The following is a 20,033-nucleotide window of genomic DNA, read 5'->3' on the forward strand; positions in this document are numbered from 1 at the left end:
CCTTCCTTGCCACCTTCCTTGCCAACTTCCTCGCCGTGCTGACGCCGGCCTACTGCCTGGAGACCTCGTGAACCACATCCTCGACGAGCTCGAGTGGCGCGGGCTCATCGCCCACACCACCGACCTCGACGACCTGCGCACCGCACTGTCCGACGGCCCGGTGTCGCTCTACTGCGGCTTCGACCCCACCGCGCCGAGCCTGCACATCGGCAACCTCGTCCAGATCCTCACCGTCCGCCGCCTGCAGGACGCCGGCCACACGCCGTTCGGCTTGGTCGGCGGCGCCACCGGACTCATCGGCGACCCGAAGATGGCGGGGGAGCGCACGCTCAACGACCGCGACGTCGTCTCGGGCTGGGTCGAGCGCATCCGCAAGCAGATCGAACCCCTGCTCCGCTTCGACGGTGCCAACGCGGCCACGATGGTGAACAACCTGGACTGGACCGCGCCGCTGTCGGCCATCGACTTCCTGCGGGACATCGGCAAGCACTACCGCCTGGGCACCATGCTGGCCAAAGACACCGTGGCCCGCCGCCTGAACAGCGACACCGGCATCAGCTTCACCGAGTTCAGCTACCAGATCCTGCAGGGGATGGACTACCTCGAGCTGCACCGCCGGCACGGGATCACGCTGCAGACCGGTGGCAGCGACCAGTGGGGCAACCTCCTGTCGGGCGTCGAGCTGATCCGCAAGGCCGAGGGCGTGTCGGTGCACGCGCTCACCACGCCTCTCATCACCAAGGCGGACGGCACCAAGTTCGGCAAGACCGAGTCGGGGACCGTCTGGCTCGACCCGGAGCTCACCAGCCCGTACGCGTTCTTCCAGTTCTGGCTCAACGTCGACGACGCCGACGTGGTCGGCTACCTCAAGGTCTTCTCCTTCCGCTCGCGGGAGGAGATCGACGACCTTGCCGAGGCAGTCGCCGCCCGCCCGGCCGCACGCGAGGCCCAGCGTGCCCTCGCCTACGAGGTGACGTCGCTGGTGCACGGGTCGGACGCCGCGGACCAGGTCGTCGCCGCCAGCCAGGCGCTCTTCGGCCGTGGCTCGCTCGCCGACCTCGACGCCGCGACGCTCGCCGCCGCCGTCGCCGAGCTGCCGTCCGCAGCGGGGGCGGCCGGCGACGGCATCGCCGACCTCCTGGCGGCCACCGGGGTCGTCGCCAGCAAGGGCGCCGCGCGCCGTGCGATCGCCGAGGGCGGAGCCTCCGTCAACAACGTGCGGGTCGCCTCCGAGGACGCCGTGCTCGCGCCGGACGACCTCCTGCACGGGCGGTGGGCGGTCCTGCGCCGCGGAAAGCGCACCCTCGCGGTGGTCGATGCCCACGCCTGATCCCGGCATACCGCCCGACGAACCCCCGCGCCCACCCGGGCCGCGGGGGTTCGTCGTCCCGTTTCCGGCCCCTGACCAGGCGTTCGACCCCTGGGAGCCGGTCTGGTGACGGGGGTCACCGCGGCGGGATTTGCCACCCGCCGCAACACCCGCGTAATGTTCTCGATGTCGCCCGAGAGGGAGGAACGGACACCGCGGATCGAACCACGGTGGCTGGTCCCTAGGGTGGCCACCCCCGCTCGTGCTCACAGGCGCTTCGTGCGCCCTGAAGCCGGACGGGGACGGGCTCCAGGCCCGCGGACAGCTTGCCCGAGAGGGTGGCGGGAAGCGGCCGAAAAGCCAGGTAGGATTCAGAACGACAAAGCCTCTCGGATGAGATCGAAAGATCTCGAGGAGATGCGCGTCTGTTCCTTGAGAACTCAACAGTGTGCCAAATAGTCGATGCCATATGGCTCGCTATCAGAGGTGGTCATGCCCTGTTTGGGGTGTGGGTGCTGAGGTGGTGGGTCTTGGTTGAGATTGGTGCCGTTTCTTCTACCTCCGTGGAAGGCGGTGCCACAATTCAGCCGAATCTGATTGGTCCTTATCGGGACCGTTTCGTGTGTCGGTTGCTTCGCTGCCTTTGGGTGGTGGGGTGCCATGTAGACATTTACGGAGAGTTTGATTCTGGCTCAGGACGAACGCTGGCGGCGTGCTTAACACATGCAAGTCGAACGGTGATGGCCAGCTTGCTGGTCTGATCAGTGGCGAACGGGTGAGTAACACGTGAGCAACCTGCCCTAGACTCTGGAATAACCATGGGAAACGATGGCTAATACCGGATACGAGACGCACACGCATGTGTGGCGTCTGGAAAGATTTATCGGTCTGGGATGGGCTCGCGGCCTATCAGCTTGTTGGTGGGGTAGTGGCCTACCAAGGCGACGACGGGTAGCCGGCCTGAGAGGGCGACCGGCCACACTGGGACTGAGATACGGCCCAGACTCCTACGGGAGGCAGCAGTGGGGAATATTGCACAATGGGCGCAAGCCTGATGCAGCGACGCCGCGTGAGGGATGACGGCCTTCGGGTTGTAAACCTCTTTCAGCAGGGAAGAAGCGAAAGTGACGGTACCTGCAGAAKAAGCRCCGGCTAACTMCGTGCCAGCAGCCGCGGTAATACRKAGGGYGCAAGCGTTGTCCGGAATTATTGGGCGTAAAGAGCTCGTAGGCGGTTTGTCGCGTCTGCTGTGAAAACCTAAGGCTCAACCTTGGGCTTGCAGTGGGTACGGGCAGACTAGAGTGCGGTAGGGGTGACTGGAATTCCTGGTGTAGCGGTGGAATGCGCAGATATCAGGAGGAACACCGATGGCGAAGGCAGGTCACTGGGCCGCAACTGACGCTGAGGWGCGAAAGCATGGGGAGCGAACAGGATTAGATACCCTGGTAGTCCATGCCGTAAACGTTGGGCACTAGGTGTGGGGCTCATTCCACGAGTTCCGTGCCGCAGCAAACGCATTAAGTGCCCCGCCTGGGGAGTACGGCCGCAAGGCTAAAACTCAAAGRAATTGACGGGGGCCCGCACAAGCGGCGGAGCATGCGGATTAATTCGATGCAACGCGAAGAACCTTACCAAGGCTTGACATACACCGGAAACTTCCAGAGATGGTTGCCCCGCAAGGTCGGTGTACAGGTGGTGCATGGTTGTCGTCAGCTCGTGTCGTGAGATGTTGGGTTAAGTCCCGCAACGAGCGCAACCCTCGTCCCATGTTGCCAGCGGGTTATGCCGGGGACTCATGGGAGACTGCCGGGGTCAACTCGGAGGAAGGTGGGGATGACGTCAAATCATCATGCCCCTTATGTCTTGGGCTTCACGCATGCTACAATGGCCGGTACAAAGGGCTGCGATACCGCGAGGTGGAGCGAATCCCAAAAAGCCGGTCTCAGTTCGGATTGGGGTCTGCAACTCGACCCCATGAAGTCGGAGTCGCTAGTAATCGCAGATCAGCAACGCTGCGGTGAATACGTTCCCGGGCCTTGTACACACCGCCCGTCAAGTCACGAAAGTCGGTAACACCCGAAGCCAGTGGCCCAACTCGTAAGAGGGGGAGCTGTCGAAGGTGGGACTGGCGATTGGGACTAAGTCGTAACAAGGTAGCCGTACCGGAAGGTGCGGCTGGATCACCTCCTTTCTAAGGAGCATCTGGCATCAGGTCGTCCTGTCATGGGGTGGCTGTGGTGTCCAGGCCCGTTGTCCCTGCCGAACGAGTGGGGGACGGTGCTCGAGGGTGGAACATCGACTGTGGCCGGCTTTCGAGCTGGTGGCGACCTAGTACGCCAGGGCCTTCGGGTTTCTGGGTGGGAACGGTTGGCTGCTGGGGAGGGGTTGGCTGGGCACGCTGTTGGGTCCTGAGGGAACAGCCGGAAGGTTGTTCGTTCAGGGTCGCTACGAGTCTGGTGCTCACCTGCGGGTGGGGGCTGGGCTCGGGTGGCTGCGGGCTGGTACCGCTCAGACGAACCGCYAACGYGTCGGTGCGCAAGCATCGGGGTGGGGGTAGGCGCTGGGGTGAGGGTACTGGTGACCGGTCGTAGCTTGAGAACTGCACAGTGGACGCGAGCATCTTTTTTGAATGATTTTTGTGGTCAAGTTTATAAGGGCACAGGGTGGATGCCTTGGCACTAGGAGCCGAAGAAGGACGTTGTAGCCTGCGATAAGCCTCGGGGAGTTGGCAAACGAACCGTGATCCGAGGATGTCCGAATGGGGAAACCCCGCACGAGTCATGTCGTGTGACCCGCACCTGAATATATAGGGTGTGTGGAGGGAACGGCGGGAAGTGAAACATCTCAGTACCGCCAGGAAGAGATATTCCGTGAGTAGTGGCGAGCGAAAGCGGATCAGGCCAAACCGTGTACGTGTTCAAGCCGGCAGGCGTTGCGTGCACGGGGTTGTGGGACCTTTCAGCTGGTTCTGCCGAATCAGCAGGGAGTCAGAAAGTCGCGTCATAGTCGAAGGGCATTGAAAGGCCCGGCACAGAGGGTGTGACCCCCGTAGACGAAATGGCGTGGCCTCCCGAAGGGGATCCCAAGTAGCTCCGGGCCCGAGAAACCTGGAGTGAATCTGCACAGACCACTGTGTAAGCCTAAATACTACCTAGTGACCGATAGCGGACAAGTACCGTGAGGGAAAGGTGAAAAGTACCCCGGGAGGGGAGTGAAATAGTACCTGAAACCGTGTGCCTACAATCCGTTGGAGCCTCCCTAGCAGGGGTGACAGCGTGCCTTTTGAAGAATGAGCCTGCGAGTTAGTGGTACGTGGCGAGGTTAACCCGTGTGGGGAAGCCGTAGCGAAAGCGAGTCCGAATAGGGCGATTCAGTCGCGTGCTCTAGACCCGAAGCGGAGTGATCTAGCCATGGGCAGGTTGAAGCGCGGGTAAGACCGCGTGGAGGACCGAACCCACCAGGGTTGAAAACCTGGGGGATGACCTGTGGTTAGGGGTGAAAGGCCAATCAAACTCCGTGATAGCTGGTTCTCCCCGAAATGCATTTAGGTGCAGCGTCACGTGTTTCTTGCCGGAGGTAGAGCTACTGGATAGCCGATGGGCCCCACCAGGTTACTGACGTTAGCCAAACTCCGAATGCCGGTAAGCCAGAGCGTGGCAGTGAGACTGCGGGGGATAAGCTCCGTAGTCGAGAGGGAAACAGCCCAGACCACCAGCTAAGGCCCCTAAGCGTATGCTAAGTGGGAAAGGATGTGGAGTTGCACAGACAACCAGGAGGTTGGCTTAGAAGCAGCCACCCTTGAAAGAGTGCGTAATAGCTCACTGGTCAAGTGATTCCGCGCCGACAATGTAGCGGGGCTCAAGTATACCGCCGAAGCTGTGGCATTCACATATCAGCTCAGCGCACCTYCGGGTGTGTTCAGGCGTGTGGATGGGTAGGGGAGCGTCGTGTGGCGAGTGAAGTCGCGGGGGAACCCAGCGGTGGACGCCACACGAGTGAGAATGCAGGCATGAGTAGCGAATGACGGGTGAGAAACCCGTCCGCCGAATGATCAAGGGTTCCAGGGCCAGGCTAATCCGCCCTGGGTAAGTCGGGACCTAAGGCGAGGCCGACAGGCGTAGTCGATGGACAACGGGTTGATATTCCCGTACCGGCGAAGAACCGCCCATACCGAGCCCGGTGATGCTAAACGCCCGAGCTCCCGCATCGTCCCTTCGGGGACACCGCGGGAGGGAGCGCGTGACCCGAACCGGTAGTAGGTAAGCGTATTAACAGGGGTGACGCAGGAAGGTAGCCAAGCGTGGCGATGGTAGTCCACGTCCAAGGTCGTAGGGCGAGGTGTAGGCAAATCCGCACCTCACATAGCCTGAGAGCTGACGGTGACCGCATTAGCGGGAATCTGGTGATCCTATGCTGCCAAGAAAAGCCTCGACGCGAGGTTCTAGCCGCCCGTACCCCAAACCGACTCAGGTGATCAGGTAGAGAATACCAAGGCGATCGAGAGAATCGTGGTTAAGGAACTCGGCAAAATGCCCCCGTAACTTCGGGAGAAGGGGGGCCTGAAGCGTGAACCGACTTGCTCGGGGAGCGTGAAGGGCCGCAGAGACCAGGGAGAAGCGACTGTTTACTAAAAACACAGGTCCGTGCGAAGTCGCAAGACGATGTATACGGACTGACGCCTGCCCGGTGCTGGAAGGTTAAGAGGACGGGTCAGCCGCAAGGCGAAGCTCAGAATTTAAGCCCCAGTAAACGGCGGTGGTAACTATAACCATCCTAAGGTAGCGAAATTCCTTGTCGGGTAAGTTCCGACCTGCACGAATGGCGTAACGACTTCTCCGCTGTCTCAACCGCGAACTCGGCGAAATTGCACTACGAGTAAAGATGCTCGTTACGCGCAGCAGGACGGAAAGACCCCGGGACCTTTACTATAGCTTGGTATTGGTGTTCGGTGCGGCTTGTGTAGGATAGGTGGGAGACTGTGAAGCCGGCACGCCAGTGTCGGTGGAGTCAACGTTGAAATACCACTCTGGTCGCTCTGGATATCTAACCTCGGTCCGTGATCCGGACTAGGGACAGTGCCTGGTGGGTAGTTTAACTGGGGCGGTTGCCTCCTAAAATGTAACGGAGGCGCTCAAAGGTTCCCTCAGCCTGGTTGGCAATCAGGTGGCGAGTGCAAGTGCACAAGGGAGCTTGACTGTGAGACTGACAGGTCGAGCAGGGACGAAAGTCGGAACTAGTGATCCGGCGGTGGCTTGTGGAAGCGCCGTCGCTCAACGGATAAAAGGTACCCCGGGGATAACAGGCTGATCTTGCCCAAGAGTCCATATCGACGGCATGGTTTGGCACCTCGATGTCGGCTCGTCGCATCCTGGGGCTGGAGTAGGTCCCAAGGGTTGGGCTGTTCGCCCATTAAAGCGGTACGCGAGCTGGGTTTAGAACGTCGTGAGACAGTTCGGTCCCTATCCGCTGCGCGCGCAGGAAACTTGAGAAGGGCTGTCCCTAGTACGAGAGGACCGGGACGGACGAACCTCTGGTGTGCCAGTTGTTCCGCCAGGAGCACGGCTGGTTAGCTACGTTCGGAAGGGATAACCGCTGAAAGCATCTAAGCGGGAAGCCTGCTTCAAGATGAGGTTTCCATGCCCCCTCGAGGGGTGAGAGGCTCCCAGCTAGACCACTGGGTAGATAGGCCGGATGTGGAAGAGGGGACTCAAGACCCTTGCAGCTGACCGGTACTAATAAGCCGACAACTTCACCACTTCATTCAYWGCTTTGCTACGCGTCCACTGTGCGGTTCCCGAGAGACGAACGGGAACCCGTTTGACAACTCGACAACGTTACGGCGGTCATAGCGAAGGGGAAACGCCCGGTCCCATTCCGAACCCGGAAGCTAAGCCCTTCAGCGCCGATGGTACTGCACTCGCCAGGGTGTGGGAGAGTAGGACGCCGCCGGACATCATTCAGGAGAAGCCACCCCTACGGGGGTGGCTTCTTCTGTTTCCAGGACTATTTATTGCGCGCAGCGTCGGGCGTATTGATCAGCAGTTTCACCGCAGTGTCGTCCCCGCTCCGCTCGCCGGCGCGGCCCCACGGTCGCCGTTCGGCGCCCGGAGCAGGGGATGAGACGATGGGGCGGTCGATCGCGACGAGGAGAGCACACAGATGAACAGCGAGAATCCTGCCGGGGGCACACCTGACGACCGTGGTCGGTCGGGTGGAGCGGACCGTGGTCGGCCCGACCGCGGAAACAGCTCGTCCCGGGGCGCGCGTGATTCGCAGGGTCGTGGGAATGCACCGCGTTCCGGCTCTGGCGACCGCGACGGTGGTTCCCGTTCCGGCGACCGCCCGCGTTCCAGTGGCGGATCTCGCGATCAGCGTGGTGCCCGCCCGTCCTATGGCGCGGGTAATGATCGGGGTTCTCGACCGTCTGGTGACCGACCTTCGTACGGCGACCGACCCGGCGGGAGCACCTACGGCAACCGGCCTTCTGGCGATCGCCCGTCGTACGGGGACCGTTCGGGTGGTGGCGACCGCAGCCGCGGCGACCGACCTTCGTACGGCGATCGTTCCGGCGGCGAGCGTGGCTCCTACGGCGGCAACCGTTCCGGCGGTGACCGTCCGTCCTCCGGCAACCGTCCCTCGGGGGACCGTCCGTCGTACGGCGACCGTTCCGGTGGTGGCGACCGCGGCCGCGGCGACCGTCCCTCGTATGGTGACCGGTCCGGTGGCGAGCGCAGCTCCTACGGCAACCGATCTTCTAGCGACCGTCCGTCCGGCAACCGCTCTGGTGGAGACCGCCCCTCGTACGGCAACCGGCCTTCCGGCGACCGTCCGTCGTACGGGGACCGTTCCGGTGGTGGCGACCGCAGCCGTGGCGACCGTCCTTCCTACGGCGACCGTCCCGGCGGCAGCTCCTACGGCAGCCGTCCCTCAGGCGACCGCCCCTCCTACGGCAACCGTCCCTCGGGTGACCGTCCGTCCTACGGCAGCCGTCCCTCTGGCGACCGTCCCTCGTACGGGGAGCGTTCCGGTGGTAGCCGGGGCGACCGCCCTTCGTACGGTGACCGTCCGGGTGGTGACCGTCCCTCGTACGGCAACCGTCCCTCGGGTGACCGTCCCTCGTACGGCGACCGCTCTGGCGGTGGCGACCGCAGCCGGGGCGAGCGCCCCTCCTTCGGTGATCGGCCGTCGGGCGAGCGCTCTTCGTACGGCAACCGCTCCGGTGGTGACCGTCCGTCGTCCGGTGGCCGGCCTCAGGGTGGTCGACCTTCGTACGGTGACCGCCCGTCCGGCGACCGTCCCGCGTACGGTGACCGTCCGTCCGGTGGTGGCGACCGCGGTGCCTATGGCAATCGCCCCGGGGGCGACCGTCCGTCGTCGGGCCGGCCCTCAGGTGACCGCCCCTCCTACGGCGATCGTCCCGGTGCCGAGCGCAGCTCCTACGGCAGCCGTTCCGGCGGCGACCGTCCCTCGACCGGGCGGCCCGCTGGCGATCGTCCCTCCTACGGTGACCGCTCCGGCGGTGGGGACCGCAGCCGTGGCGAGCGACCCGCTTACGGTGACCGTCCCGAGCGAAGCTCGTACGACAGCCGCTCCGGTGGCGACCGTCCCTCCTACGGTGATCGTTCGGGTGGAGGCGACCGCAGCGGTGGCTCGCGTCCGTCGTCCGGTGACCGCACTGGGCGCCCGACGTCCGCCGACCGTCCTGCCCGTAGCGGTTCCGGGCGGCCGCCCGCCGGGGGCAACCGTGCCGACCGGCCGGCCACCGGCGATCGTCGGCCCCCCGGTGGTGGGTCCGGTCACGGCGGTGCGCGTGGCGGGTACTCCTCGGCTCCGGATCGTGGGGAGCGCAGCGACGACCGTCGCCTGACCCGTCCGCCGCAGGACGAGCGCGTCGCCGCGCCCGAGATCCCGGACGAGGTCGTGTTCAGCGACCTCGACCGCTCGGTCCGCGGACGCCTGCGCACGCTGAGCAAGGACAACGCCGAGGGCGTCGGGCGACACCTCGTGATGGTGGGGCTGCTGCTCGACACGCAGCCCGAGCTCGCCTACGAGCACGCGCAGGCGGCCGTCCGTCGCGCCGGTCGCGTCGACGTCGTCCGGGAGGCTGCCGGCCTGGCCGCCTACCGCACGGGCCGGTACGCCGAGGCCCTGCGCGAGCTGCGCACGGTGCGGCGGCTGAACGGCTCGTCGGAGCACCTCGCGATCATGGCGGACTGCGAGCGTGGCCTGGGCCGGCCCGAGCGCGCGCTCGCGCTGGCTCAGGAGCCGGAGGCAGAGACTCTCGACGCGGAGACCAAGATCGAGCTCGCGATCGTCGTCAGCGGCGCGCGGCTCGACCTCGGCCAGGCGGAGGCCGCCGTGGCGGCGCTGTCCACCGTGGCCGTTCGGGCCGGGACCGGGCTCGTCGCCGTGCGCGTCGCGCAGGCGCGGGCTGCGGCCCTCGAGGCGGCGGGGCTCTCTGACGAGGCCGCGGCCGAGCTGGCGCCGTACACGCAGGACCAGCTCGACGAGGCCGCCGGTGACGTCGAGGTCGAGGACGACGTCGTCGCCTTCGACCTCAGTGAGTTCGACGAGGACGGCGAGTACGACGAGGACGTGGCGGACGACGCGCCGGAGGCTTCGCTCGAGGTCGACGAGTCGGACGAGGACGAGCTGGACGACGCGCCGGAGGCTTCGCTCGGGGTCGACGAGTCGGACGAGGACGAGCTGGACGATGCGCCGCAGGCGTCACTCGAGGTCGACGAGGACGAGACGGACGACCTGCCGGTTGCCTCGGCTGAGATCGACGATCTCGAGGACGAGCCCGAGGAGCCGCACGCCGTCTCGACCGAGGTCGACGAAGACGAGGAGCAGTCGGACGACCTTCCCGTCGCCTCGGCCGGGGTGGGCGAGGACGAGTCTGTCGACGATGCGCCGCGGGACGAGGCCAAGGGCAAGGTCGACGCCGACGGGTCAGAGGTCGCGGTCGGCGCGGAGTCGGACGGGCCCCATGACGACGAGAGCGGCGACGCGGCGGTTGCCGACGACAGCGTCGTCGTGACCGAGCACGCGGATGCCGACGACTCGTCGGCGGGTGACGTGAACCCCGGCGACGAGCCCGAGGCTGCGGCCCCCGACGCCGACGCGGGTGACGTTGTCGGGCAGGACGTCGAGGCGTCGGGCGGCGACGAGGCGGAGGGCGGTCGGTGAGCGGCGGGCTCGTCGGGTCTTCGACCCCGCTCGCCGACCGGTTCGACCTCGCGCTGGTCGACCTCGACGGGGTGGCCTACCGCGGGCACGACCCGATCGACGGTGCGGCCGAGGGGCTGACGTCGGCGCGGGAGCGCGGCATGCGGCTGGTGTTCGTCACCAACAACGCGTCGCGGGAGCCGGAGTCGGTCGCTGACCAGCTCACGGACCTGGGCATCGTCACGCACGCGTCGGAGGTCATGACGGCGGCGCAGGCGGCGGCGCAGCTGCTGCGGACCCGGCTGCCGCGTGGCGCGAAGGTGCTCGTGGTCGGCGGCGCGGGGCTGGTCACGGCCGTCCGTGCCGCCGGGTACGAGGTCGTCCACTCGGCCGACGACGAGCCGGCCGCCGTCGCTCAGGGCTTCGCACCCGAGGTCGGGTGGCCGCAGCTGGCGGAGGCGGCGTACGCCGTCGGCCGCGGTGCGTGGCACGTCGCGTCGAACCTCGACCTCAGCCTGCCGACCGCTCGCGGGTTCGCACCCGGGAACGGGTCGCTCGTCGGCGCCGTGCGCGCCGCGACCGGCGTCGAGCCCGACAGCGCGGGCAAGCCCTCACCCACGATGTACAAGATGGCCGTCGAGCGCGTGGGCGCCCGCGAGACGCTCGTGATCGGCGACCGGCTCGACACCGACCTGGCCGGTGCGCGCGCCGGCGGGTACATCGGCCTGCACGTGCTCACCGGCGTCAGCTCGGCGCGCGACGACGTGCTCGCGATCCCGGGGGAGCGTCCGCACCTCATCGGCGCCGACCTGCGGTCGCTGCTCGTCTCGCACCCCGAGCCCGCGCAGGGCGCGGAGGGGTGGTGGACGGTGCGGGACGCGTCGGCTCGGGTGGTCGACGGCGCTCTGGAGATCGGTCGCGGGGATCCGTCGTCCGTGGAGGACCACGTGGACGTCATCCGGGCCGCGTGCGCCGCGGCGTGGGCGGCGGTGGACGACGGCGCCGAGATCGACCCAGCCTCCGTGCCGGAGCTGGCGTCAGGACCTGCCTCCGCATGACGTGTGCCGGCGGCGTCGTGCTGCCGTCGGTCAACGGCGTCGTCCGTCGTGGCCGAAGCGTTGTGGCACCAGCGGGCCGACTGCGGTGATGCGGCGGGGGCGCTCGCACCGGCTTGTGTGTGGCGGCCGTGCAGTGCCGCCCGCGGCAGGTAGCGTGGGCGCGGTCCCGGGCACAGCAGTCCGCCCGGATGCCCGGAGCCGGGCCGTCGGCGCGCGACCTGTCGACGCGGACGGCTGGCAGGACGACGAACAGCGTGTGGAGGCGGTGCAGTGAGCGGGACCCCGGACGCCGGTGATGCAGCCGTGCGCCAGACCGAGACGCCGGTGACGGCGGACGAGGCGGCGACGACGTCCGACGATGCCGTCGACGAGGCGCTCTCGCGGCTCGTCGGCCTCGAGGACCAGCCGCTGCGTGCGCACGTCGCCGTCTTCGACGCCGTGCACGGTGCCCTGCAGGACCGGCTCGCGGACGCGGAGGGCTGACCCGCGGTGACCACACGCCTCGACACCGAGCTGGTGCGTCGCGGACTGGCGCGCTCGCGCCGGCACGCGGGGGAGCTGATCGCGTCCGGTCGGGTGACCGTCGACGGAGCAGCCGCCTCGCGCAGCGCAGCACAGGTCACGGACGAGCTGCTGGTCGCGGTCGAGCCCGACCTCGACGATCCCGGCTACGCCTCCCGCGCCGGGCACAAGCTCGCCGGCGCGCTGGACGCGCTGGGTGCGGGCGGGCCCGAGGTCGCCGGGCGGCGCTGCCTCGACGCGGGGGCGAGCACCGGCGGGTTCACGGACGTGCTGCTGCGCCGCGGCGCCGCGCACGTCGTCGCGGTCGACGTCGGTCACGACCAGATGGTCGACGAGCTCCGGGCGGATCCGCGCGTCGACGTCCGCGAGGGGGTCAACGTCCGGTCCCTGAGCCGCGGGGACGTCGATCCCGCGCCCGGGCTGGTCGTCGCCGATCTCTCGTTCATCTCCCTCACGCTGGTGCTGCCCGCGCTGGTCGCGGTGGCCGCCGTCGACGCCGACCTGCTGGTGATGGTCAAGCCGCAGTTCGAGGTCGGCCGGGAGCGGCTCGGCTCGGGCGGCGTGGTGCGGGTGCCCGGGCTCTGGGTTGATGCCGTCGTCGGCGTCGCGCGGGCGGCCGCGGACCTCGGGCTCGCCGTCCTCGACGTCGTGCGCAGCCCGCTGCCCGGGCCGAGCGGCAACGTCGAGTTCTTCCTGTGGCTCCGTCGTCCGGCCGGCGGCTCGGCGGTCGACGTCCCGGTCGAGCAGATCACCGCGGCCGTGCTCGGGGCAGACCGATGACCCGGCGCGCGCTCGTCGTCGCCCATCGGTGGCGCGAGGAGGCCGTGGCGGCCACCCACGAGGTCGTGCGCGAGCTCGAGCGCGCCGGCGTCGAGCCCGTGCTCCCGGCCGAGGACGCCGACGCGGCCGACCTGCCGTCCTTCGAGCTGGCGATCGTGCTCGGCGGGGACGGCACGATCCTGCGGGCTGCCGAGCTCACGCGCGGCACGGGTGTGCCCCTGCTCGGCGTGAACCTCGGGCACGTCGGGTTCCTGGCGGAGAGCGAGCGCGACGACGTCGGCGAGGCCGTGCGCCGGCTGACCGCCGGCGAGTTCGATGTCGAGGAGCGCGGCACGCTGGACGTCCGCGTGATCCGACCGGACGGGACCGTCAGCACCGGGTGGGCCCTGAACGAGGCCGCGCTCGAGAAGGTCGACCGCTCGCGCATGCTCGAGGTGCTGCTGGAGGTCGACGGGCGCCCGCTGTCGTCCTTCGGGTGCGACGGGATCGTCGCCGCGACGGCGACGGGGTCGACCGCGCACGCGTTCTCGGCCGGCGGACCGGTCGTGTGGCCGGACGTCGACGGCATGATCCTGGTGCCCATCTCCGCGCACGCGCTGTTCGCCCGGCCGCTGGTCGTCGGCCCCCGCAGTCGGCTCGCGGTCGAGGTGCTCGAGCGCTCGCCCGCGGCGGGGCTGGTCACGCTCGACGGGCGCCGCAAGCTCGAGGTGCCGCTGGGCGCTCGCGTCGAGGTCACCCGCAGCGACGTCCCCGTGCGTCTCGCCCGACTGACGCCGGCGCCGTTCACGACGCGGCTGGTCAACAAGTTCGACCTCCCCGTCGACGGGTGGCGCGGCCGGCCGAGCGCGCCGCGCCCGACGTACCCCGACAGCTCGGAGACGACACCGTGATCGACGAGATCCGGATCAAGAACCTCGGGGTCATCGGCACCGCGCACGTGGAGCTCGGACCGGGGCTCACCGTCCTCACGGGGGAGACCGGCGCCGGCAAGACCATGGTGCTGACGGCTCTCAACCTGCTGCTCGGCGGAAAGGCCGACCCCGCGACCGTCCGCGTCGGCTCGGCGTCGGCGGCGGTCGAGGGTCGGGTCGTCCTGGCGGCCGGCGCGCCRGCGCTCGGGCGGGCGCTGGAGGCCGGCGCGGAGCTGGACGACGACGGCTCCCTGGTGCTGCTGCGGACGGTCGGCGCCAGCACCGACGGCACGGCGGGGCGCTCGCGCGCATACGTCGGCGGTCGCTCGGTGCCGCAGGGCCTGCTCGCCGAGCTGGCGGACGAGCTGGTCACGGTGCACGGACAGGCGGACCAGGCGCGGCTGCGCTCGCCGGCGGTGCAGCGGGAGGCGCTCGACGAGTTCGTCGGGGTCGAGCACGGCGACCTGCTCGGCCGCTACCGGGCGGCGTGGGCGGACCGTGCCCGGGTGGACGCGGAGCTGACGGACCTGGTCGACCGCGCGCGCGACCGGACCCGTGAGGCGGAGCTGCTGCGGCTCGGGCTGGCCGAGGTCGAGCACGTGGACCCGCAGCCCGACGAGGACGTCACGCTGGCCGAGGAGGTCGACCGGCTCTCGCACGCCGAGGACCTTCGGACGGCGGCGGCGAGCGCGCACGCAGCACTCRTCGGGAGCGACGACGGGACGGACGACGCGGCCGCGGTCGGGGCGATCGAGCAGGCGCGGCGGCTCCTCGAGCACGAGGGCGGTCACGACCCGGCCCTGGCCGCGCTCGCGACGCGCGTCGCCGAGGCCGGGTACCTGCTGGCCGACGCGTCGACCGACCTGGCCGCGTACCTCGAGGACCTGCAGGCCGACCCGCTTCGGCTCGACGCGGCGCAGCGTCGTCGCGCCGAGCTGGGCAGCCTGACGCGCAGCTATGGCTCGACCGTCGCGGAGGTGCTCGCGTGGGCGGACACCGCCGGGCGGCGCCTGCTCGACCTCGACGGCGGCGACGAGCGGATCGAGGCCCTGCGCGCAGAGCTGACGCGCCTGGACGACGAGCTCGGCACGCTCGGACAGCAGCTGTCGACCGGCAGGCGTGAGGGCGCTCAGCGGCTGTCGGCCGTCGTGTCCGACGAGCTGTCCGGGTTGGCGATGGGCGGAGCCGAGCTCAGCGTCGTCGTCGAGCCCGCGGACGAGCCCGGCCCGCACGGCGCCGACCGTGTCGAGATGCTGCTGGCCTCCCACGCCGGTGCGCCCGCGCGCCCGCTGGGCAAGGGCGCGTCCGGCGGCGAGCTGTCCCGCGTGATGCTCGCCATCGAGGTGGCGCTCGCGACGGCGCCCGGTGCCACGCGGCCCGGGACGTTCGTCTTCGACGAGGTCGATGCCGGCGTCGGCGGTCGGGCGGCGATCGAGGTCGGGCGGCGCCTGTCGGCCCTGGCGCAGGGGAGCCAGGTGCTCGTGGTGACCCACCTCGCGCAGGTCGCGGCGTTCGCGGACCGGCACCTGGTGGTGACGAAGTCGACCGCCGACGGGGTCGACGTGGTCACCGAGTCCGACGTGCGCTTGGTCACGAACGAGGACCGCGTACGCGAGCTGGCCCGCATGCTGTCCGGTCAGGAGGACTCGGACGCCGCCCGGACGCATGCCGCAGAGCTGCTCGAGCTCTCGGCCGTGGGACGATGAGCGGCGATGAGAGCCTCCCTACGCAAACGCACCGCCCTGCCCGAAGCCGGCGTCGTCGCCGGCCCGGCACGTGTCGACCCTCGGACCAAGGGGCTGACCAAGCGGCTGCGCCCCGGTGACGTCGCGGTCATCGACCACCTGGACCTCGATCGCGTCTCGGCCGAGGCCCTCGTCGCGTGCCAGCCGGCCGCCGTGCTCAACTCGGCCCGGTCAACGTCCGGCCGGTACCCGAACCTCGGCCCCGAGATCCTGGTCGCGGCGGGCATCCCGCTGATCGACGACCTCGGCGCCGACGTCATGGCGATCACCGAGGGGCACCGGCTGCGCGTCGTCGACGGCGCCGTCTACGAGGGCGACACCCTCGTCGCCGAGGGCGTGCTGCAGACCGCCGCGACCGTCGAGGCGGCGATGGAGGATGCCCGCGCCGGCCTCTCCGTGCAGCTCGAGTCGTTCGCCGCCAACACCATGGACTACCTGCGCCGGGAGCGTGACCTGCTCCTCGACGGCGTGGGCGTGCCCGACATCGCGACCGAGATCGACGGCCGCCAGGTCCTCATCGTGGTCCGCGGGTACCACTACAAGGAGGACCTCGTCACGCTGCGCCCGTACATCCGTGAGTACCGCCCGGTGCTCATCGGCGTCGACGGCGGCGCGGACGCGATCCTCGACGCGGGCTGGAAGCCCGACCTCATCGTCGGCGACATGGACTCCGTCTCGGACCGCGCCCTCACCTGCGGCGCCGAGGTCGTCGTCCACGCCTACCGCGACGGCCGCGCACCCGGCCTCGCGCGCGTGGAGCAGCTGGACGTCAAGCACGTCGTGTTCCCGGCCACGGGCACCAGCGAGGACGTCGCGATGCTGCTCGCCGACGACAAGGGCGCCGAGCTCATCGTCGCCGTCGGCACGCACGCCACGCTCGTGGAGTTCCTGGACAAGGGACGGTCCGGCATGGCAAGCACGTTCCTCACGCGCCTGCGGGTGGGCAGCAAGCTGGTCGACGCCAAGGGCGTGTCGCGGCTGTACCGCAACCGGATCTCCAACGTGCAGCTCACGCTGCTCGTCCTCGCCGGCCTGCTGGCGCTCGGCGTCGCCCTCGCCTCGACCGCGGCCGGTCAGACGCTCATCGGTCTGCTCGGCGCCCGCATCGACGACATCACCTCGTGGGTGAGCGGACTCTTCGGATGACCGCCGCCCGACCCTCGCACCTGGTCCCGGCCCCCGCCGGCGACGTACCCGACGGAGACCTCGCACCGTGATCGACTTCCGCTACCACATCGTCTCGCTCATCTCGGTCTTCCTGGCGCTGGCCGTCGGCATCGCGCTGGGGGCAGGGCCGCTCAAGGAGACGATCGGCGACACCCTCACCGGTCAGGTCGAGCAGCTGCGCGGGGAGAAGGATGCGCTCCGCGCCGAGCTCGACACCACGTCGAGCGACCTCCAGGACGCCGAGACGTACATCGACGCCGCCGGGCCCCAGCTGCTCGACGGGTCGCTCCGCGACCGTCGGATCGCCGTGATCACCCTCGGCGAGGTCGACGAGTCCACCCGGACCGCGATCGACACGCGGCTCGCCCAGTCGGGCGCGTCGGTCACGGCGCACGTCACCCTCACCGACACCTGGTCCGACCCGGACGCGCGCACCTTCCGCCAGGCGCTCGTCGGGCAGCTCCTCACGTACCTGGACCCGGTGCCGGCCGACGACGCCGGCGTCGAGGGCGAGCTCGCCTCGGCCCTGGTGCAGGGCCTGGTCACGCCCGACCCGACCAACCCCGACGCGCTGTCCGACGACGCGTCCGTGCTCCTGGAGCTCCTCTCGTCGAGCGAGAGCGACAGCCCGCTGGTCACGGTGGCGGACCCGGTCACGGTCCCCGCCGACGCGATCGTCGTGGTCGGGGTCCCGCTGACGATTCCCGACGAGAACGCGACGCCGGAGCCCGAGCCGTCCGACTCGGTCGTGGCGTCCCAGCTCGCCGTGGTCACGGCGGCGCAGGAGCTCTCGTCTGGCGCGGTGCTCGCCGACGGGCCGCGCGGCAAGGGCAGCCTCACGGACGCCGTGCTCGCCGACCAGGACCTGGCCTCGTCCGTCACCACGGTCTCCGGCGTCGAGCTGGTCACCGGTCAGGTGAACGTGCCGCTCGCGCTGGCCGGCCGCATCGCGGGCACCAACGGGCACTACGGCTTCGGCGACGGCGAGACGCCGATCCCGGCCGCCGTCGTGCTGCCGCCCGTGGACCGCACGGCCCGCGCTCTCGAGGGCGCGGACGCGGGCGGGACCGAGGGATGAGGGTCGGCCTGCCGCGGCGCGCCCTCGCCGGGACCGTCGCCGCAACGGTGACGGCCGTCGTGCGTGGCGCGCTCGACAGCCAGGCGCCCGGCGGCCAGGCCCGCTGGGTGCGCACGAACCACCGCGGTGAGCCGATCAGCCTGCTCGAGGGTCCCGCGGTCGCCGCCGGCCTGCTCGCCGGCGGGCTCGTCGGTGCTCCGTCGTCGCGTGGCGCGGTGGCCCTCACGGTGGCGACGGCGTCCGGTGCGGCGTTCGGGCTGGTCGACGACCTCGGCGAGGACACGTCGTCGCGGCGCAAGGGGCTGCGCGGTCACCTGGGCGCCCTGGCGCGCGGCGAGCTGACGACCGGTGGCCTCAAGGTGCTCGGCATCGGCGCCGGCGCGCTCGTCGCGGCCGCCGTGGCCACGCCGACGCACCGGGCCGACGGCACGCGCCGGTCGGGGCTCGGCTGGGTCGCCGACGTCACCGCGTCCGGCGCGCTCGTCGCGGCGAGCGCCAACCTGCTGAACCTGCTCGACCTGCGTCCCGGCCGCGCGCTCAAGGCGGCCACGCTCGTCGCCGCGCCGCTGGCCGTCGGACCGGGTGGGGGCGCCGGGGGAGCGKCCTCGGTGCTCGGGGTGGTCGGCGCCGCGCTGGACCAGGACCTGGCCGAGGCGGACATGCTCGGCGACGGCGGCGCCAACGCGCTCGGCGCCACGCTCGGCACGGCGGTCGTGCTCAGCGCCTCGCGACCCGTGCGGCTGGCCGTTCTGGCGGTCGTCCTCGGCCTCACGGTGGCGAGCGAGAAGGTCAGCTTCACGCGCGTGATCGAGCGCACCCCGGTGCTGCGCGAGGTGGACGGCTGGGGTCGGCGGCCGGTCGGGACCCCGGTGGACAGGTCCGCGTGAGCCCCGCCGCGCGGCGCACCCTCGCCGGGMTCGGCGGCGCCGCCGCGATGATCGCGGCCGTCACCGTCCTGAGCCGGGTGCTCGGGTTCGCGCGCTACCTGGTCCAGGCGCACGCGTTCCAGGCGGGGAGCATCGGCGGCGTCTACAACACGGCCAACACGCTGCCGAACGTGCTCTTCGAGGTCGCTGCCGGTGGTGCCCTCGCGGGCGCGCTGGTCCCCGTGCTCGCCCTGCCGGTATCCCGCGCGCTGCGCAAGGATGTCGACGCGATCACGTCGGCCACGTTCGGCTGGACCCTCCTGGTCCTCGTCCCGCTGGGCGCTGCTCTCGCGGCCTGCAGCGGGCTGATCGCCTCGGCCTGGCCCGGGCAGCTCGGCGACGCAGAGCGCGACCTGCTGCAGTACTTCATCGCGGTCTTCGCGGTCCAGGTGCCGATGTACGGCGTCGCGGTGCTGCTCTACGCGGTGCTCCAGGCGCACAAGCGGTTCTTCTGGCCAGCCTTCGCGCCCGTCCTGTCGTCGCTCGTCGTCATCGCCACGTACCTCGTCTACGCGGCGCTGGCCGACGGCGAGCTCGACGACCCGGCGGCCGTCACCAGCGGGGCGCTCGCCGTCCTGGGGTGGGGGACCACGCTCGGGGTCGCCGCGATGTGCTTCCCGATGTTCGTGCCGGTCCACCGCCTCGGCGTCCGGATCCGCCCGACCCTGCGGTTCCCGGTGGGTGTCGGCCGTCGCCTGGCCGTTCTCGCGTTCGCGGGGGTCGGCTCGCTGGTCGCGCAGCAGCTCTCCGTGCTGGTGAGCCTTGTGGTCGCCAGCGCCCGGGGGAACGTCGGCACCTGGTCGGTCTTCCTCTGGTCGCAGCAGGTGTACCTGCTGCCGTACGCGGTCCTCGTCGTGCCGCTGGCCACCTCGACGTTCCCCCGGCTCGCGGCCCGCGCCGCGGCCGGTGAGCACGAGGGGTTCGCGCGCATGGCCTCGGGGACCACCCGCGCGGTCCTGGCGGCGGCGGCGCTGGGCAGCGCGGCCCTGGTCGCGGCGGCACCGGCAGTCACGGACATCTTCGTGGGGATCGCCGACGGCGGGGCGGGCATGCGCGCCATGACCGCGACGATCACGTGGTTGATGCCCGGCCTGCTCGGCTTCGCGCTCATGTTCCACGCATCGCGCGCGCTGTACGCCCTCGAGCGCGGCCGGTCGGCGATCGCCGCCAACGTCGCCGGGTGGGGCACCGTCGCGGTGGCGACCCCCGTGATCGCGGCCGCGCTCGCCCCGGCCGGTCACGACCCGGACGCAACGCTGCTCGCGCTGGCCCAGGCCAGCTCGCTCGGCATGCTCGTCGGCGGGACCGTGGCGGTCGTCMTGCTGCGGCGCGCCGCCGGCCGGCCCGCCACCGCCGGCCTGGTGCGCGC

The 20,033-nt window shown here is 69.7% G+C and carries 11 protein-coding genes and 3 rRNA genes; all 14 read left to right on the top strand.

Features of this window, described 5'->3' with window-relative positions; all coding sequences use genetic code 11:
- The first annotated feature begins 67 nt into the window (after positions 1–67).
- A complete protein-coding gene (tyrS, locus tag ACXJKA_RS17210; protein ID WP_456826431.1) occupies positions 68–1,330 on the top strand; it encodes a tyrosine--tRNA ligase in 1,263 nt (420 codons plus the stop codon).
- A gap of 648 nt (positions 1,331–1,978) precedes the next feature.
- Positions 1,979–3,500: ribosomal RNA gene (locus ACXJKA_RS17215) — 16S ribosomal RNA — on the top strand.
- Positions 3,501–3,949: 449 nt separating this feature from the next.
- A 23S ribosomal RNA gene (locus tag ACXJKA_RS17220) occupies positions 3,950–7,065 on the top strand.
- 79 nt (positions 7,066–7,144) lie between these two features.
- A 5S ribosomal RNA gene (gene rrf / locus ACXJKA_RS17225) occupies positions 7,145–7,261 on the top strand.
- The 16S, 23S and 5S rRNA genes sit together here, the layout of an rRNA operon.
- 1,968 nt (positions 7,262–9,229) lie before the next feature.
- The gene (locus ACXJKA_RS17230) at positions 9,230–10,498 is read left to right on the top strand and encodes a hypothetical protein (protein WP_456826432.1); all 1,269 of its coding nucleotides are present in this window, start codon (positions 9,230–9,232) and stop codon (positions 10,496–10,498) included.
- Positions 10,495–11,535, top strand: coding sequence for an HAD-IIA family hydrolase (locus ACXJKA_RS17235; protein WP_456826433.1), 1,041 nt, complete (start codon positions 10,495–10,497; stop codon positions 11,533–11,535). Before ACXJKA_RS17230 ends, ACXJKA_RS17235 begins: the two co-directional genes overlap by 4 nt.
- Before the next feature lie 270 nt (positions 11,536–11,805).
- Positions 11,806–12,018, top strand: coding sequence for a hypothetical protein (locus ACXJKA_RS17240; protein ID WP_456826434.1), 213 nt, complete (start codon positions 11,806–11,808; stop codon positions 12,016–12,018).
- Positions 12,019–12,024: 6 nt separating this feature from the next.
- Complete coding sequence (locus ACXJKA_RS17245) at positions 12,025–12,837, top strand: TlyA family RNA methyltransferase (RefSeq protein WP_456826435.1); 813 nt, start codon at positions 12,025–12,027, stop codon at positions 12,835–12,837.
- Positions 12,834–13,727, top strand: a complete 894-nt coding sequence (locus ACXJKA_RS17250; protein WP_456826436.1) for an NAD kinase — start codon at positions 12,834–12,836, stop codon at positions 13,725–13,727. Before ACXJKA_RS17245 ends, ACXJKA_RS17250 begins: the two co-directional genes overlap by 4 nt.
- Positions 13,724–15,454, top strand: a complete 1,731-nt coding sequence (gene recN, locus ACXJKA_RS17255; RefSeq protein WP_456826437.1) for a DNA repair protein RecN — start codon at positions 13,724–13,726, stop codon at positions 15,452–15,454. Before ACXJKA_RS17250 ends, recN begins: the two co-directional genes overlap by 4 nt.
- Positions 15,455–15,460: 6 nt before the next feature.
- Entirely contained in the window at positions 15,461–16,639 is a 1,179-nt protein-coding gene (gene steA / locus ACXJKA_RS17260; RefSeq protein WP_456826438.1) for a putative cytokinetic ring protein SteA, read from the top strand.
- A gap of 67 nt (positions 16,640–16,706) precedes the next feature.
- Positions 16,707–17,738 (top strand): copper transporter, encoded by a 1,032-nt coding sequence (locus tag ACXJKA_RS17265; protein WP_456826439.1) that lies wholly within the window; start codon positions 16,707–16,709, stop codon positions 17,736–17,738.
- Positions 17,735–18,625 (top strand): hypothetical protein, encoded by an 891-nt coding sequence (locus tag ACXJKA_RS17270; RefSeq protein ID WP_456826440.1) that lies wholly within the window; start codon positions 17,735–17,737, stop codon positions 18,623–18,625. Before ACXJKA_RS17265 ends, ACXJKA_RS17270 begins: the two co-directional genes overlap by 4 nt.
- The coding region (gene murJ, locus ACXJKA_RS17275) for a murein biosynthesis integral membrane protein MurJ (RefSeq protein WP_456826441.1) at positions 18,622–20,033 on the top strand (1,412 nt) is incomplete at its 3' end. The genes ACXJKA_RS17270 and murJ, both read left to right, overlap by 4 nt.

This window comes from Cellulomonas sp. P5_E12 (assembly GCF_054049315.1).